The following is a 14,574-nucleotide window of genomic DNA, read 5'->3' as shown; positions in this document are numbered from 1 at the left end:
TTATGCATGCACCTGGAAAAGTTATCTCTTATTAATTATAAAAATATTCCTGAACTCGAAGTTTGTTTTTCTCCTAAAATTAACTGTTTTATTGGAAATAACGGGGTTGGGAAAACCAATTTACTCGATGCTGTTTACTATCTGAGTTTTTGTAAAAGTTACTTTTCATCAACCGATCAGTTGAATATAAGTCATGATGCACAGTTTATGGTTTTGGAAGGTAATTATAAGCGAAAAGAGCTTGAAGAGGTAATTTATTGTGGTGTAAAAAGGGGACAGAAGAAAAATTTTAAGCGCAATAAAAAAGAATATAAGAAATTATCCGAGCATATTGGCTTGTTGCCCATTGTTATGGTTTCTCCTGCCGATGGGAGGTTAATTACCGATGGAAGCGAGGAGAGACGCAAGTATATGGATAGCGTAATTTCGCAGTACGATAGAAAATATTTAGACGATTTAATTCGTTACAATCGGGTGATTCAACAAAGAAATAAATTACTGAAAGATTTTGCTTCAGGAACTAAATACGATGAAGATACCTTAAGTATATGGGATGAACAATTGGTGATTCTGGGATCGGAGATTTATAAAAAAAGAAAAGACTATCTGCATAAATTAATGCCGGTTTTTCAGGAGTATTACACGGTTATTTCGCAAGGTAACGAGAGTGTAAGTCTGGAATATAAATCTCAGCTTCATGAACACTCCATGCGTGATTTGCTGGTTAATGCACGCTGGAAAGATCAGGTTATGCAATATACTACTGTTGGCGTTCATAAAGATGATTTAATGCTGAATTTGGGTGAATATCCGATAAAGAAAATGGGATCGCAGGGACAGAAAAAATCATATTTAATAGCCTTAAAGTTGGCGCAATTTGAATTTATCAAGCAAATTGCGGGTTTTAATCCTATCTTGTTGCTCGATGATATATTTGATAAGCTTGACTCTAATCGGGTAGAGCAGATTGTTCGTCTGGTTTCGGAAGAAAGGTTTGGGCAAATTTTTATTTCAGATACCAATCGCGATCATCTCGATGAAATTCTTTCAGGTTCTGCCCTGGAGTATCAGCTGTTTGTGATTAATAATGGTAGCATCGTAAATTCGTAGATATGAGAAGAAGTAAAACTCAAAAAATAGATGCGCTTGTTCGTCAGGTGTTGAAAGAGAGTAATTTAGATGGTAAATTAAAGGAGTATGAGTTGGTGAATTCCTGGGAGAAAGTTATTGGTAAGACTGTTGCCAATGCAACTACCGACATTTATATTCGCAACCGAAAATTATTTGTGAAAGTACGTTCTTCGGTTATTCGCAATGAGTTAATGATGATTCGGGAAGGATTAATAAAGGCCCTGAACAGAGAAGTACAAGCCAATATTATCGATGATATTATTGTAAGGTAATACAAGTTTGATATTGTTGAAATACCGGTAAGGATAAATTTAAGTCAGCAGCCATCCTTATAAATATAGAGATAGCTGCTTACTATTGTCTGTTTATATGATTTCTGTTGCAGAGAAATAAAATGCACCTTCAATACAGGCATTCTCGTCGCTATCCGAACCGTGAACTGCATTTCTCGACATCGATTCTGCAAATTCTTTACGAATAGTACCTTTTTCTGCTTCGGCAGGATTTGTAGCTCCAATTAATTTTCGGAAATCTGCTACAGCATTTTCTTTTTCTAAAATAGCAGCAACAATTGGTCCCGAGCTCATAAAATCTGTTAAATCATTGTAAAAAGGGCGATCTTTATGAACTTCGTAGAATTGTTTTGCCTGTTCTTTTGTTATTTGTGTGTATTTCATGGCAGCAATTCGAAAACCTGCTTCGTTTATTTTTGCTAAAATTGCTCCAATATATCCCGATGCAACAGCATCTGGCTTAATCATGGTAAATGTTCTATCGTTTCTCATTATATAATATATGTATTCGTTTGTACTTTGTTATACAAAAATAATATTTCCATCTAGGGATGCAACTAATTTATAAGGAACTGTTGTATCTTTACGCCTTAAAATTTAGAATCACCTTACTCAATATAGAATGAATACTTTGTGTAACAGAATCGATAAAGAATTAATAAATGAAGCTGAGATTTTATTAAAAGAATCTAAGCAAATATCTATAATTCCTCACTCCGGACCCGATGGAGATGCCATTGGTTCGTCTTTGGCTTTGCTCCAATATTTAAAGAAGAAAGGGCAAGATGCTCAAATTATTAGTCCAAGTGCATATCCTTTGTTTTTAAGGTGGTTACCAGAAAATTCTGATGTTTGGATTTATACCAACATGAAGAAAAAAGCTGAGGAATATATAAATGCTTCAGATTTACTATTTATTGTGGATCACAATTCTTTTAAACGCTCGGGCGATTTGGAGAAAGTTCTTGAAAGGGCCAGTGTAAAAAAAATAATGATAGATCATCATCCCGAACCGGAACCCATTGTAGATTTAATGTTTTCGGATACAAAAATGTGTTCTACCTGCGAGTTGATGTATGAATTTATTGAGGCTTTGGGAGACGAAAATCTGATCGATGATAAAATTTCGGAGTGTCTTTATACAGGTATTATTACCGATACTGGAGGTTTAAGTTACAATTCGTCTCAGCCCAGAACTTATCAAATTGTTGGAAGTTTAATAGCTAATGGCATTGATAAAAGTAAAATTCATTCAAATATTTATGATAATTTCTCTCCTGATAGAATGAAATTATTGGGGCATTGTCTGGATCAGGGACTGGAAGTGTTGAATGAGTACAATACTGCTATTATAAAGCTTACAAAAGAGGATTTGTTAAAGTTTAATTATAAAGATGGCGATACCGAAGGATTTGTAAACTATCCTCTTTCTATTCAGGGAATGCAGATTTCTGTAATTTTTATTGAAAAAGAGGATATGGTGAAAATATCGTTCAGATCGAAAGGAAATGTGCCGATTAATTTAGTTGCAAGAGAACATTTTAGTGGCGGAGGTCATGTTAATGCAGCAGGAGGCAGATCTCTGGATAAATTGGAAGTGGCCATCGAAAACTTTAAGAAGGTAATACCAGATTTTTATAAGAGTCTGCAACAATAAATTGGAAATTTTAAAATAGCGCAGTTTTTTAATCTGCGCTATTTTTATGCTTTTATTTATCTCTGTGAATCAGGAATATTGTAGGTCTTTTATGAAGATCGGGAATTTTATTTTTCCAATTTTTAACCGGCATGGTTTTAATATATTCGGTTTCGAGGGTAATATCTGCAGCAATGCAAAGTTTAGTGGCCGGACTGCAATTTTTAAGTAAATCTTCCACCATTTTCATGTTTCGAAAAGGTGTTTCAATAAACATCTGAGTTTGTCCTTCATTTAAAGAGCGATTATCCAATTGCTTAATCTTTTTAGCTCTGTCGCCAGCCTGAATAGGTAAATAACCATTAAATGCAAAATTTTGTCCGTTAAATCCCGATGCCATTAAAGACAATAGAATGGACGAAGGACCAACCAAAGGAACTACCTGAATGTTTTGAGTATGAGCAATTTTTACAACATCAGCACCTGGATCTGCAACTCCGGGGCAACCTGCTTCTGATATAATTCCCATATCATGATCTTTTAGGGCGTTTAAATATCCCGAAATATCATCTGGTGAAGTGTGTTTGTTCAACTCATAAAAGCTAAGTTCGTCGATGTTAATTTCGCGATTGACTTTTTTAAGGTAACGCCTTGTTGTTCTTATGTTTTCAACAATAAAATGTTTGATATCCGGAATTAACTCTTGTATCGGATTTGGAATTACCTGATCGATTTCAGAATCGCCCAATGTGGTTGGGATTAAAAAAAGTTTACCTTTCATGATTGAATTATTTTCGGCAAATGTACAAAATAAGTTGATTGCATTTTCTTTTGTTTGCCAACTCAATGGTAAACAATTTACATTAATTGTATTTATTTGGAATCATTCTTAATATTTTTGAAAGACTGTAAAATTGTTTCATCTTTGCAGCAATTAAACAACTTCACAAATGAGTTATCTATTCCATAAAATTCTATTAAATAGAAATTTTATTTTAGTGTTGGCAGTCGTGCTAGGTTTACTAATTGGCGAACATGCTATTTTATTTAAAAGTTATACTTTTTATGTTTTGGCAGTAGTCATGACTTTTTCTACAACAGGAATATCTTCGAAAGCAATGTTTCCATTAAAGGAGATGATTAAGCCCATGATTGTAGGTTCCATATTAAATTATGTGGTTTTTGGAGCTGTAATTATTGCACTTTCGTACTGGTTAATGCCTACGCCAGAACTCTTTCTGGGATTTGTGGTAATTGCATCTACACCTCCAGGAGTTGCTGTTATTCCTTTTTCTCATATTCTGGGAGGTGATTTGAAATATGCAATTGTAGGAACTTTGGGCGCATTTTTGTCTTCACTGTTTTTTGCACCTCTAATTATTGGTTTGTTTTCCAATATTGATGGAGGCATTAATCCGTTAACTTTATTTATTGCCATGGTTCAATTGGTTCTGATTCCTTTGCTAATTTCAAGATTCTTACTTTGGAAACCCATAAAGCCTACAGTTGAAAAAGTAAGAGGGAGAATTGTTGATTGGGGATTTGCATTCATAATTTTTACGGCTGTAGGCTTAAATAGACAAGTATTTTTTTCTAATTTTGAAATACTATTGCTGGTTTCCCTTGTTTTGTTTTTAGGGATTTTCGGATTAGGTTGGATATTTACCCTGCTTAGTCGTAAGTTAGGAGTTAAAACTTCCATTGCAACAAGTCAGAATCTTTTGGTTACAATAAAAAGTTCTGGTTTTTCAGTGGTTACCGCATTAACTTTATTTGGAGAAGAGGCTGCAATTCCTTCGGCTGTATTAGCTGTTGTTGTATTGTCGTATTTACTCTACTTATCCTTCCGAAAAGAATTTAAGGATGCTAAAAAGTAATTCTTGCCAGCCGAAAAAAATCTGGATTTGAAAATGGTAAAATTAACTTTTTTGGGAACCGGCACTTCGCAAGGTGTTCCTATTATAGCTTGCAAGTGCCCTGTTTGCTTGTCTAAAAACTCAAAAGATAAGCGACTTCGAACTTCTGTACTAATACGTGTCGATGGACAAAATATAGTAATTGATAGTGGGCCTGATTTTCGTTATCAGATGCTTCGTGCAAAAGTTGATAATATTTCGGCCATTCTTTTTACCCACGAGCATAAGGATCATACAGCAGGCTTGGATGATATTCGTGCATTTAATTGGGTGAACAAAGAAGCGGTTAATATTTATGCCGAAAAGCGAGTGCAGGAATCGCTAAAGCAAGAGTTCTCTTATGTTTTTGCTGAATTTAAATATCCGGGAATACCGCAAATGAATTTAATTGATGTTAATGGTGATGCTTTTCATATTAATGGAACAACAATTCAGCCGGTTAGGGTGATGCATCTTAAGCTACCAGTGTATGCTTATCGGATCGGAAATTTGGCATACATTACCGATGCCAATTATATTTCGCCAGAGGAGAAAGATAAGTTGCGAGGCCTTAAGGTGTTGGTAGTTAATGCTCTTCGAAAAGAAAAGCACATATCGCATTATTCTCTTTCCGAAGCCTTGGCTTTGGTGGAAGAGTTGAAGCCTGAAAAAGCGTATCTAACTCATATTAGTCATCAAATGGGCTTTCACGATGAAGTGGAAGCAGAGCTACCCGAGAATGTGTTTCTGGCTTATGATGAATTGGAAATCGAAGTGGATTAGTTTTGTTCTGAGAATGTTCTAAAAGAAAAGTGCCATTATCTCGAAAGACAATGGCACTAGCAATCCTAATTGTAAACTAATCTAATCTAATCTATTTCGTTGGAATAATTTTATTGGGGATATCAATAATTTTATCATCGGCACCTAAGGCAAATTCACTGCGAGCCCATGTGTTTTCTTTCGACCAATCGCATTCAATTCGACCATCTCCTAAAACAATATTTCCCAACTTGTTTCGGAACCAAGAGGCTAGTTTTTTGTATTCTTTTTTGTAGGCTACGTTCGTTTGTTCACCCGCATCTACGCGGATATCGTAAAGGGCCATCTCGGCATCTTCGGGAGCACAGTTTAAAGCCCATTTCAGATTTACATTAATGGTTTTTGCTTTTGGTTTTGCATTGTTTTTGCGTACGCGCATCGAAAAGGCAAAATTCTTTGTTCGAATGTAGGCGCGATCGCCAATTACATGATTCATTTCTCCTAAAACATAATCGCGGGCTTTCTTTTCTCCATTTACCACTTTTGCCAAATCGTAGCCATCTAAATAGTTATATTCTTTTGTTTCAACATCAATTCCTGCAGCGGCATAAAAGGTCGGAGCAAAATCTACAAATTCAACATAGTCGTTGACAATTTTACCAGCAGGAAATTTCGATTTATCCGATGACGAAACAATTACTGTGGTGTGATTTGATTTATCGTAGGGTGCAAACTTGGCACTTATGCCTTGTTCTCCTAAATGCCATCCATGATCTCCGCAGGCTATAACAATTAAGTACTCTTGTTTATTTCTGGCGCAATAATCTTTGAAAATCTCAATTGATGCACCAACTAAAGAATCTCCAAATGCGCAGAAAGCGTAATAATCCCTTATTAATTGTTGCTTTTCTTCAATTGTCATCTCATCAACTTTCATTTTTTCATAAAGTCTTTTAAGTTGAGCAGGTAATTTGTCTAACTCACTTTTATCGAAATCAGGAATGTTATATATTTTGTGTTTAAATTTTTCTCGAAACGATTTTGGAGGTAAAATTGGGGAATGTGGAAAATGATGACCGAGGTTAATAAATTGAGGTTCCGAAGTTTTGGGTCCCTGTAAAGTTCTTCCATCTAATCCTTTGTAGGATTTGTTTTCATTATCAAAGTAATTGCGAAACTCTTCCGAAATTCTGCCATCAATGGTTTTGGGGCCTGGCATTGTACTTTCGCCGCCTAAAATCATTCTTGTGTTAAATCTGGTATAGGCTCTTAAAATTTCTTGATCCTGATCTATTTGTTCGTTTAAAGTAAGGTCCTCTTTTGATACTTTTCCTCCTTTTAAAAGGGTGTAATATGTTTTTTTACTACCATCAGGATAAAACCATATTTCCTGTTCTCCTTTTGCTCCTTTTTTGTGGGTTTTATTTTTGTAGAAATCTGTTAAACCTTTTCTTTGCAGGTTATTTTTTGTGTCTACCACATGATTGTAAAATCCAGGATCATTCCAGCTTAATCCAGGTCCCCATTGGAATATATAAGTGCCTAATTTTCCAATTCTGGCTGTATTATATCCATTGTCTCTTAAAATTTCGGGGACTACAGGATTGTAATGTGAGGCATTTGGATGATTTTGTTCAAATCCATAAATTCCAGAATGGTGTGGGTATTTACCCGTATGCATAGAGGCACGCGATGGAGCGCAAGCTGGTGAGTTACAATAAGCATTGGTGAAGAGTACACCTTCTTTTGCGAATGCATCAATAAAGGGAGATTCAACATATCCCAATGCACTTTTCTTTTGTCCCCGTGTGGCTTCATTAAAACAGGCTAAAGCATCGGCTCTCTGATCATCGGTAATAATCCAAAGAATGTTTGGTTTTTGCTTTTGTCCGAATGTTGCGAATGGCAATGCTATATAAAGCAATACAACTGCAATTTTTATTATCCTCATTATTGTATAGTTAGCAGATTATTTTTATATCTATTGTTTGAATAAACAATAGTATCAATTTAAAAGTGTATTGAAGGAGTTTTTATTCTTACTAAAACTATACATGTGTGATATTCGGCATTTACAAAGACTTTACATACATTTGTAGATATAAAAATAAAACGTTGTAATAGGTTATATATATGAACTTTAAGATACAGAATGACGCTTTTAAAGGGGGTGTTTTAATATTTCTACTACTTAATATGATTGGAATTGGAACTTTACAATCTCATGCAGTAGTTAATCAAATTAAGAGCGATCAATTACCTGAAGAAGTTATGGTCGATTCTTCGGTTTTTCGTCTAAATATGGCTTATGAAAATGGCATTGTTGAGCAAGATACCTTTAGTATAATTCGTTCATTATTATCTCTTATAAAAATTAAAAAAGAACAACTCGATTTTAGCGATGCATTTGATCATTCTGGAGAAGCTTTGTTTTTAGCTGAAGAATTAGGGGATTCTATTTTGCTTGCAAAAGCCTACGATAACTTTGGAATGCTAAATTACATTTTTAATCAGGAAGAGGAAACTAGAAAATACATTGAGAAATCACTTGTTTTAAATCGAGAATTGTATCATGATAAACAGATATCTTCTTCGGAGATGATTAGTTCTTACTATCACAAAATGCTATTGGATTTGCGCTACAAGAAGTTAGGTAGTGCAAGAGAATACTTAGATAGTTGTTATATGATATCGGATACCATAAATCAAACGCCATTAGCTAGAGCCATGCTTGATTCAAAAAAAGCAACTTTTTTGTATCGAAACAATCAGTTTGATAAGGCCACAAATTTGATGCTTTCGATTATTGATATTTTGGAAAATAATAAAGAGAATACGGTTGAAAATAAAAAGTTTTTGGTTAGTGTTTATTCGAAAATTAGCGAAGAGTATCGAAAAGAAAACAAGATTGAACTGGCTTTGCTTTACCTTAATAAAGCTACTAAAACTCAAAAGATATATGGTAAAAATACCATACAAAAGGCTTACTTATTAGAGCGTTTATCTTTGTTGCAGGCGAACAAAGGTGAGTTCGAAAAAGCCTATAAGAATATTAGAAAATCGAAAAATATTAATGAAACTTTTTTTAGTGCCAAAAGGAAAAGAAATAGTGGCTTTTTACAAGTTAAAAACCGTTATCAGGAAGAATTATTAAATAAGGATATTGAATTAAATCGGATTAATTTAGAGTTGGCTGAGAAAGTGAAAGCTTTTTTAATATTTCGAATTATTATAATTGCACTTGTTCTTATTCTGATTATTCTTGGCCTAGTGGTTAGAAATAAAAAGCAACAAAAAAAGTATCAAAAGGATCAGCAAGTAAATCTGCAGAAGCAAAAAGAATCGAAGGAATTGCTCGAAATTAAGAATAAAGAATTAACGGCATCAACCTTAAAATTAATCGAAAAAGAGGAGATTATTAAGACTTTGGTTGATCAAATGAACGCATCGAAAGAGCAGGTGATGACGGATGCTCTGATGACTTCAATAAACAAGAGTTCTAATAGTTTGTGGGACGATTTTAACAATAGGTTTATGTCGGTAAACGAAGATTTTTACGAACGATTGCGTTTGGCAGTACCCGATCTTAGCCCTACAGATTTAAAGGTTTGTGCTTTAATTAAATTAAATTTCACGGGTAAAGAAATGGCTCATTTATTGGGTATTTCGGTAAATAGTGTACACATGGCTCGTCATCGCTTACGTAAGAAAATGGATTTAGAAAGAAATACCAATTTGAGTAATTTTATTGCTTCTATTTAAATCTATCTGCTTTAAGTTTTTAAGCTAATATACATACAAAAAAAAGTGCTGTTCATACTATGAACAGCACTTTTTTTTAAATTGGTTGTGTTAATCAACATGAGCTTCAACATCACCACCAATTGCATTTTCGGTATAACCTTCTAAAGTTATTTTGTATGAATGTGCATAGTCTGATGGTAAAACTTTAGGAGCTTTAATGATAAGGCCTTTTTCGTTTCTTTCCCACTCAATTTTTTCATTGCTTCCTAATAATTCGATTTTTTCAATTTTGGAATTTAGTACGCCAATTTGAGTACTTAAGGTTTTAATAATAGTTTCACCTTCAGGCTTGTCCATTACTATCGCATAAAACTCTTTATCCGATTTTTTAGTGAATCGAATATCTGTATTGGTATAGGCAATTTTTAGTTTTTCAACTTTATGCCCACCTTCTGGTAAACGCGTAGGGCCTTCTCCAAAAACAGTCCAAACACGTGTTCCGTAAATAGCATCGCCATTTACTTTTAACCATTTTCCCATTTCAGTTAATAGGTTTACCATTACTTCAGGAATAGTTCCATCAGGGTTTGGTGGAACATTTAGTAACATACAACCATTTTTTGCTACGATATCAACCAAGATATCAACCAATTGGTTGGGTGTTTTAAATTTAGCACCTGGACGGTAAAACCATGCTCCTGGAGAAGTGTCGGTTAACCACATTTGTTCTACAGGTTGGTTAGGTCTTCCTCGTTCATAATCTTTAATGGCTGTACTTGCTGGGAAAGTACTTTCTTTGTAACAAACAGCAACATCTTTGTTCCATTCCAATCCTTTATTGTGGTAGTAGGCAAGAAACTTCTCGCGACATTCTTCAGTCATATTTTCTAACCACCAATCAAACCAGATTAAGTCAGGTTGATATACATCAATATATTCTTTTAGTTTTGCCCACCATTCTTTGTAAAAACGGGCATCAGGAGTTTCCGAATCTAAGGCATGAGGATTGGTGTATAAATCGTAATCTTCTGGGCTTACTCCACCATAAGCATGAGCTGGAGCGTAATATTTCCAGGTAAATGCATGATGAAAAGAAGCCATAAATTTCATTCCTTTAGCTTCAATTGCTTTTTTTAATTCTGCCGATGGATCAATTCCACCATAATTCATAGAATTCCAGCGTGTAGATTTTGCATCCCACATGGCAAAGTTATCGTGGTGCATGGCAACTGGACCAGCAAATTTTGCACCTGAAAGAGCAAATAAATCAGCCCATTTTTTAGCGTCGAAACCAGATGGGTCAAATTTTTCGATTAGTTCCTTATAACCAAATTCAGCAGGATCTCCGAAGTGTTCAGAATGATGAATAAAGTTACTGGTAGGTTTCCCATTTTTTGTAGGAACTTTTACTCCATCTTCGTACATTTTCATTCCATGCCATCCAGCATAGAAAGTATTAGGATCGGTTCCTACAAATGCATTTGATACAGGTCCCCAATGGGCATAAATACCAAATTTAGCATCTTGAAACCATTCCGGCACTTGTTCTATTTTTTCTAAAGATTCCCAGTTTGGTTTAAATTTTTCTTTCTTTTTTGCATTCGCGAACCCAATGGTGTTTACTGCTATTAGCAGGAAGGCAAATGCTCGCAAGTAATTAATTCTCATGATTTAAAAATTTGCTATCAAGACTAAGTAAGATGCACATGCGAACTGATTTAGAATCATTGTTTTTATGCGACATATTCTTTTTGTCATGATAGTAGTATGTAATTATTTATTTTCTTTGTTTTTATTCAGTTTTCTTAGTGTTTAAATGCAGTTTATTAGTCATTATCTAATTATTATTGTTCCTGCAAGAACAGCTGGCTTTTGTTCTTTTTGATTAATTGTTACTTTTATTTTTACAGCACTTTCTCTTTCTGCAAATTTCTTGGCTTTTAGAATAAGTGTTGTTTTTTCAAATGGTTTTAATGGTTTGATATTTCCTTGTTTGATTAGAATCCAATTTCCTTTTTCTAAATATTCAATTTTTACATTTGATACAGTAGAAGTGATTTGTCCAAAATTTTGTACTTCCAGTTTAATTTTTAATTCGCGTCCGTTTAAAGCGAGAATTGGAAATTTGCACGAAAGTGCCTGTTCGTTGTAATTGATACCTGGCAGACGAGCATATCCGTATAGGAGTTTTCCTTTTTTTGTTTTTCCCAATAATTTAGCTACAAAATTGTCATTTGTCAGTCCGTTTTCAGCAGTATTAAACTCGATTATCAGATCATTACCTGATTTTTCTGTTTTCAATACCTTCGAACCTCCACCGAAGTTTATTTTTTCGGAGCCACCAAAGCGCAGAGATTTAATATTGATATCCTTATGTGGATTAAAACCTTTTTCTGCTTTAATTTTAATGCGAATGGTTTTGGTCGAGGAATCGATTTTTTCTTTATTAAGAATAGTAATTAAACGGCCAACAGTTAATGGAATACTAATATTCTTGGAGCTGTGACGATCGCTTCCTTTGTCTTGTTTTTTAATGGTGTCTGCGACAGCAAAATTGGCTTGAATGGCTCGTCCGTATTCATCTTGTAAAACTTTAATTCGTTCGAATTTGTACCAATTAACTAAGGTTCCATCTTCGTATGTTGCAATTCCTGGCTGATAAGCTTCTCCTGGTTCTACTTTCCAATTGATACCGTTTTTCGATCGCAAGTAGTAAGCAATTCGTCCCAGCCAATCGTTAACAATCATATGGTATTGAATGTTGGTGCGCCAAACTACAGGATCCTCATATCTGCCTTCGTAAGGAGGATAAACACTTTTTTCGCTTACCTCATAGAAAGGAGGGAGCCCATTTTCACTGAACCAAATGCCACCACCTCGGCAAACCATTAGGTACGAACCATCTTCGCGTTGTGCAAATGTATGATTGGTCATGTGATCGAATACAGGTCTGTTGCGTTGGTCATATTCAAAGTTTGCATATTTCCACGGTCCATTTAAGCTCTTTGAAATGTAGTATCCGTTATTTACATAGATAACATATCGGCCATCTTTTATTTGATATATTTCTGGGTTGTGTCCTTTTCCAATGGTTTCGATATATTTAAAAGGTCCTAAAGAATTATCGGCAATGGCATGAACAACTTCGGAACGAGGCCATTCCATGTGTCCTTTTTCTGAATCTTCTCTCCATCTACACAAAAATTGATGGTATTTGCCATCGGATCCAAGCACAATGTTTCCACCCCAATACGACCATTCTTTATCTTCAATGCCATTGTCAACATAGCGAGGCTTAACACCTTTTGCCCCCCAGGTATCATTTGTTAATTTTCCTATTGTTGGAATTGGTAAAAATCGATCCATGAACATTCCGCCTTCAACTAATCCGTCCCATTCTTTAGGACGCTCTCTTTCTACGTCTTGAGCATTTGAGATGCTAGCCGCAAAAAATCCTAGAATTGAAAGTAGTAATAGACGAATTTTCATGAGTTAATTAGTATTAGTTGTTCCAGTTCTCTTGAATTATTTTTTCAAGTTTAGGATAATTTTTATCTGTTTCATTCAGTGCCTCACGTTTTTCAATCAATTGTTTTTTTAATTTTTCAATTATCTCATTGTATTGTGGATCGTTGTATCTGTTGTGCAATTCTTGAGGATCGTTTTTTAGATCGTAAAACTCAAAAGTATGTGGTGTTTCTCGATCGATTCCATTGTATTGTGTTGCCCAATAGTGACCTTTGAAATCTTCTTTTGGCATGTAATGAGCTCCGTAAAAGAACATCAATTTGTATTCTTTGGTTCTGATGCCGAAATGAGCAGGAACGTAATGATGAATGATATGCATCCAATAGCGATAGTAAGTTGCTTCGCGCCAGTTTTCTTCTGCTTTTCCTTTTAAAGTGTTGATGAAACTATGTCCTTGCATGTATTCTGGAGTTTTACCACCAGCAAGTTCAATCATAGTAGGAGCGTAGTCGGTGTTGTTGATCAATAGATCAGAAACCTGTTCTTTTTCAATCATCTTTGGATAATGTACAATGAAAGGCATGCGCATTGCTTCTTCGTACATCCATCGTTTATCGATTAAATCATGTTCTCCGAGCATCATTCCTTGGTCGCCAGTATAAATGATGATGGTGTTTTCCCACAGTCCTTCTTTTTTTAGGTAATCGAATAACCGTCCTAAATTATCATCCACACCTTTTACACATCGTAAATAATCTTTTAGGTATTTCTGATAAGCCAAGTGAGTTCCTAATTTTGGATCAATTGAATCTCCATACCAACGATTGGTATAATTGGTTGGTTTTTTGTGATTTTGTTGATGTCTTGGAGAAATTGAAGTTCCTATGTAATGGATCAGACTATCATTTTTTCCTTTTGTTGCTTCCGATCCCCAAAATGGTTGGTTATACAAACTTGCAGGTTCTGGTATTTCAACATCTTTTAAATAGTTATCGTAACGAGGCGCATTCTCAAACATATCATGAGGAGCCTTGTAATGATGCATTAAAAAGAAGGGTTTTGACTCGTCTCTATTTTTTAGATAATTAATTGTTACATCAGTTATTACATCCGACGAATGACCTTTTGATGTTACGATATTATTTGGCCAATCTCCTTTTCCTTTTTCGAGGAATTTCGTATTGAAATATTTTCCCTGACCCGGAAGAACTTTGTAATAATCGAAGTTAACAGGTTCGGTATGTAGGTGCCATTTGCCAATCATGGCAGTTGAATAGCCAAGTTTTTTTAATTCTTTAGGTAAGTATTGTTTGTCGGTATCTAGAGGATTATCTAGATCTAAAACACCATTAGTTTGAGAATATTGACCTGATATGATACAAGCTCTACTAGGAGTACAAATTGAATTGGTGCAAAACGCGTTCTCAAATCGGATTCCTTCTGATGCTAATTTGTCGATATTTGGTGTTGGATTTAAGCTACTTAGTAAACCACCATAAGCACCAATTGCCTGAGCAGTATGATCATCAGACATGATAAACAAGATGTTTGGTTGCTTCTTTTTAGCAAAGGAAATGCTACACAGTGCTATAAAACAGATGGTTATGAGATATTTTTTGGTAAGCATGGTAATTTTTTTTTTGAT

The 14,574-nt window shown here is 34.8% G+C and carries 12 protein-coding genes; 6 read left to right on the top strand and 6 right to left on the bottom strand.

What is annotated here, in order from left to right:
* Nucleotides 1–6 precede the first annotated feature (6 nt).
* Together recF and ACT3CE_RS17240 are read left to right on the top strand one after the other, a co-directional pair.
* Nucleotides 7–1,110, top strand: coding sequence for a DNA replication/repair protein RecF (recF, locus tag ACT3CE_RS17245; protein WP_444711020.1), 1,104 nt, complete (start codon nt 7–9; stop codon nt 1,108–1,110).
* A gap of 2 nt (nt 1,111–1,112) precedes the next feature.
* Complete coding sequence (locus ACT3CE_RS17240; protein WP_444711019.1) at nt 1,113–1,403, top strand: DUF721 domain-containing protein; 291 nt, start codon at nt 1,113–1,115, stop codon at nt 1,401–1,403.
* A 93-nt stretch (nt 1,404–1,496) separates the two neighbouring features.
* On the opposite strand, the gene ACT3CE_RS17235 is transcribed toward ACT3CE_RS17240, so the two are convergent.
* Nucleotides 1,497–1,916, bottom strand: coding sequence for a nucleoside-diphosphate kinase (locus ACT3CE_RS17235; protein WP_444711018.1), 420 nt, complete (start codon nt 1,914–1,916; stop codon nt 1,497–1,499).
* 130 nt (nt 1,917–2,046) lie between these two features.
* On the opposite strand from ACT3CE_RS17235, the gene ACT3CE_RS17230 reads away from it, so the two are divergent.
* Nucleotides 2,047–3,081 carry a DHH family phosphoesterase gene (locus ACT3CE_RS17230; protein ID WP_444711017.1) on the top strand — a complete coding sequence of 345 codons (1,035 nt, stop codon included), beginning with the start codon at nt 2,047–2,049 and terminating at the stop codon, nt 3,079–3,081.
* Between the two features lie 52 nt (nt 3,082–3,133).
* On the opposite strand, the gene ACT3CE_RS17225 is transcribed toward ACT3CE_RS17230, so the two are convergent.
* Nucleotides 3,134–3,841 carry an SAM-dependent methyltransferase gene (locus ACT3CE_RS17225; RefSeq protein ID WP_444711016.1) on the bottom strand — a complete coding sequence of 236 codons (708 nt, stop codon included), beginning with the start codon at nt 3,839–3,841 and terminating at the stop codon, nt 3,134–3,136.
* Nucleotides 3,842–4,010: 169 nt separating this feature from the next.
* On the opposite strand from ACT3CE_RS17225, the gene ACT3CE_RS17220 reads away from it, so the two are divergent.
* Complete coding sequence (locus ACT3CE_RS17220) at nt 4,011–4,937, top strand: bile acid:sodium symporter family protein (RefSeq protein WP_444711015.1); 927 nt, start codon at nt 4,011–4,013, stop codon at nt 4,935–4,937.
* A 33-nt stretch (nt 4,938–4,970) separates the two neighbouring features.
* A complete protein-coding gene (locus tag ACT3CE_RS17215; protein WP_444711014.1) occupies nt 4,971–5,738 on the top strand; it encodes an MBL fold metallo-hydrolase in 768 nt (255 codons plus the stop codon).
* 91 nt (nt 5,739–5,829) lie between these two features.
* On the opposite strand, the gene ACT3CE_RS17210 is transcribed toward ACT3CE_RS17215, so the two are convergent.
* A complete protein-coding gene (locus ACT3CE_RS17210) occupies nt 5,830–7,668 on the bottom strand; it encodes a sulfatase-like hydrolase/transferase (protein WP_444711013.1) in 1,839 nt (612 codons plus the stop codon).
* Between the two features lie 182 nt (nt 7,669–7,850).
* Here ACT3CE_RS17210 and ACT3CE_RS17205 point away from each other — a divergent pair, with 182 nt between their 5' ends.
* Nucleotides 7,851–9,479 (top strand): helix-turn-helix transcriptional regulator, encoded by a 1,629-nt coding sequence (locus ACT3CE_RS17205; protein ID WP_444711012.1) that lies wholly within the window; start codon nt 7,851–7,853, stop codon nt 9,477–9,479.
* Nucleotides 9,480–9,569: 90 nt separating this feature from the next.
* Here ACT3CE_RS17205 and ACT3CE_RS17200 read toward each other — a convergent pair whose 3' ends face one another.
* The 3 genes from ACT3CE_RS17200 to ACT3CE_RS17190 form a co-directional block, all read right to left on the bottom strand.
* Complete coding sequence (locus tag ACT3CE_RS17200) at nt 9,570–11,129, bottom strand: alpha-L-fucosidase (RefSeq protein WP_444711011.1); 1,560 nt, start codon at nt 11,127–11,129, stop codon at nt 9,570–9,572.
* Between the two features lie 165 nt (nt 11,130–11,294).
* Nucleotides 11,295–12,950, bottom strand: a complete 1,656-nt coding sequence (locus ACT3CE_RS17195; protein WP_444711010.1) for a glycoside hydrolase family protein — start codon at nt 12,948–12,950, stop codon at nt 11,295–11,297.
* Nucleotides 12,951–12,963: 13 nt separating this feature from the next.
* Nucleotides 12,964–14,556, bottom strand: coding sequence for a sulfatase family protein (locus tag ACT3CE_RS17190; RefSeq protein ID WP_444711009.1), 1,593 nt, complete (start codon nt 14,554–14,556; stop codon nt 12,964–12,966).
* Between the last annotated feature and the right edge of the window lie 18 nt (nt 14,557–14,574).

Source organism: Marinifilum sp. RC60d5 (assembly GCF_052400665.1).
Taxonomy (GTDB): Bacteria; Bacteroidota; Bacteroidia; order Bacteroidales; family Marinifilaceae; genus JBQTGK01.
Note: the sequence above shows the minus strand (reverse complement) of the source record. Positions and strands in the feature narration are given on the sequence as shown.

Coding starts and splice junctions, on each gene's coding strand:
- recF (WP_444711020.1), top strand. CDS start 7: ATGCACCTGGAAAAGTTATCTCTTATTAATTATAAAAATATTCCTGAA.
- ACT3CE_RS17240 (WP_444711019.1), top strand. CDS start 1,113: ATGAGAAGAAGTAAAACTCAAAAAATAGATGCGCTTGTTCGTCAGGTG.
- ACT3CE_RS17235 (WP_444711018.1), bottom strand. CDS start 1,916: ATGAGAAACGATAGAACATTTACCATGATTAAGCCAGATGCTGTTGCA.
- ACT3CE_RS17230 (WP_444711017.1), top strand. CDS start 2,047: ATGAATACTTTGTGTAACAGAATCGATAAAGAATTAATAAATGAAGCT.
- ACT3CE_RS17225 (WP_444711016.1), bottom strand. CDS start 3,841: ATGAAAGGTAAACTTTTTTTAATCCCAACCACATTGGGCGATTCTGAA.
- ACT3CE_RS17220 (WP_444711015.1), top strand. CDS start 4,011: ATGAGTTATCTATTCCATAAAATTCTATTAAATAGAAATTTTATTTTA.
- ACT3CE_RS17215 (WP_444711014.1), top strand. CDS start 4,971: ATGGTAAAATTAACTTTTTTGGGAACCGGCACTTCGCAAGGTGTTCCT.
- ACT3CE_RS17210 (WP_444711013.1), bottom strand. CDS start 7,668: ATGAGGATAATAAAAATTGCAGTTGTATTGCTTTATATAGCATTGCCA.
- ACT3CE_RS17205 (WP_444711012.1), top strand. CDS start 7,851: ATGAACTTTAAGATACAGAATGACGCTTTTAAAGGGGGTGTTTTAATA.
- ACT3CE_RS17200 (WP_444711011.1), bottom strand. CDS start 11,129: ATGAGAATTAATTACTTGCGAGCATTTGCCTTCCTGCTAATAGCAGTA.
- ACT3CE_RS17195 (WP_444711010.1), bottom strand. CDS start 12,950: ATGAAAATTCGTCTATTACTACTTTCAATTCTAGGATTTTTTGCGGCT.
- ACT3CE_RS17190 (WP_444711009.1), bottom strand. CDS start 14,556: ATGCTTACCAAAAAATATCTCATAACCATCTGTTTTATAGCACTGTGT.